Origin of the sequence: Streptomyces sp. NPDC005820, from assembly GCF_040630255.1 — a bacterium.
GTDB lineage: Bacteria > Actinomycetota > Actinomycetes > Streptomycetales > Streptomycetaceae > Streptomyces.
In genome coordinates, this window is the sequence record NZ_JBEXXE010000124.1 from 1 (window position 1) to 1,750 (window position 1,750).

At 67.5% G+C, this 1,750-nt stretch carries 1 protein-coding gene; it reads left to right on the top strand.

Translation table 11 applies throughout. The features are described 5' to 3' along the window. The first annotated feature begins 55 nt into the window (after positions 1-55). The gene (locus tag ABZ464_RS51990) at positions 56-1,735 is read left to right on the top strand and encodes an ISAzo13 family transposase (protein WP_359290045.1); all 1,680 of its coding nucleotides are present in this window, start codon (positions 56-58) and stop codon (positions 1,733-1,735) included. Positions 1,736-1,750: the final 15 nt, after the last annotated feature.

Consider the following 1,750-nt stretch of genomic DNA (forward strand, 5'->3'; position numbering starts at 1 on the left):
AGGGCCTGCCGGGAAACAAGTCGTGGCTTCCAGCTGTGGGGCTCGTTGTTCTGGTATGGGGAGACCGGAGGGGATCGAGGACGTCCTGGCTGCGAAGTTCCAGGTGTTGTTGCCGCATCTGGACGAGCGTCAGCGTCGGCTGGCGATAGGGGCGGAAGCGCGGTCGCTGGGGCATGGCGGGATCAGGCTCGTCGCTGCTGCGGCCGGGGTCCGGGAGGGCACGGTCTCGCGCGGGGTGGCTGAACTGGAGTCTGGTCAGGCTCCGTCGGGGCGGGTCCGTCGTCCTGGTGGGGGCCGGAAGAAGGCGACCGAGCTGGATGCGGGGCTGCGGCCGGCGCTGCTGGCGTTGGTCGAGCCTGACGAGCGGGGCGATCCGATGTCGCCACTGCGGTGGACGACGAAGTCGACCCGGAAGCTGGCAGTGGAGCTGACGCGGCAGGGCCACCGGGTCTCTGCCGACACGGTCGCCGGCCTGCTGCGGGAGGAAGGCTTCAGTCTGCAGGCCAACGCAAAGACCATCGAAGGTGCTCAGCACCCGGACCGGGACGCCCAGTTCCGCTACCTCAACGAGCAGGCACGGGATCACAGGGACGCTGGTGACCCGGTGATCAGCGTGGACAGCAAGAAGAAGGAGCTGATCGGCGACTACAAGAACGCCGGGCGCGAGTGGCGGCCCGCAGGTCAGCCCGTGAGGGTCAAGACGCACGACTTCCCCGGCCAGGCCGAGAAGGCGATTCCGTACGGGATCTATGACATGGCGGCGAACACCGGCTGGGTCACCATCGGCACCGATCACGACACCGCCGCGTTCGCCGTCGCTTCGATCCGGCGCTGGTGGCAGGCCCGTGGCCGGCACGACTACACCGGCGCCCGCCGGCTGCTGATCACCGCCGACGGCGGGGGCTCCAACGGCTACCGCACCCGCGGCTGGAAGACCGAGCTGGCGGACCTCGCTGCCGAGACCGGCCTGGAGATCACGGTGTGTCACCTGCCGCCCGGCACGTCGAAGTGGAACAAGATCGAACACCGGCTGTTCTCCCACATCACCATAAACTGGCGCGGCAGGCCCCTGACCAGCCATGAAGTCATGCTCCAGACCATCGCAGCGACAACCAGCCGCACCGGTCTGACAGTGCACGCCGAACTCGACAGCGGTGAGTACCCCACCGGCATCCGCATCAGCGACGAGGCCATCGCCGCCCTGCCGATCACACGCCACCGCTTCCACGGAGACTGGAACTACACCTTTCACCCCGCAGATCACCTACCGTGTCCAGACCTTCCTCAGCAACGAGGGCGGCCAGCCAAGGGCTCTCGCCCCCTCACGCTCCACGACCTGCAACACCCTGAGCTGACCGGCATGTCCCGCGAGCGGCTCAGCGACCTCACCCACACCCTGGTCCCCGCGCTGGAAGAGCACCGCGAACAGGTCCGCCACGCAGCCCGCGGCGGCCCACGCCGCGTCGCGCCAGGCACCGGCCGCAAACCCACGCTCACTCCCTCCGACCAGATCCTCGTCACCATCCTCTACCTGCGGAAACACTCTCTTCAGGAGCTTCTCGGCCAGCTCTTCAACACCACCGCCATGACCATCAGCCGTGCAGTGCAAGACGTCCGCCCGCTCCTCGAACCCCACGGCGTCTACATGCCAGCCTCAACGGCCCGTTTCCGCACGCCAGCCGACATCACCCGATTCCTCGACCTCGACGAATCCAAGATCAAACCAACGTGTTGATTCCCGGCAAGCCCT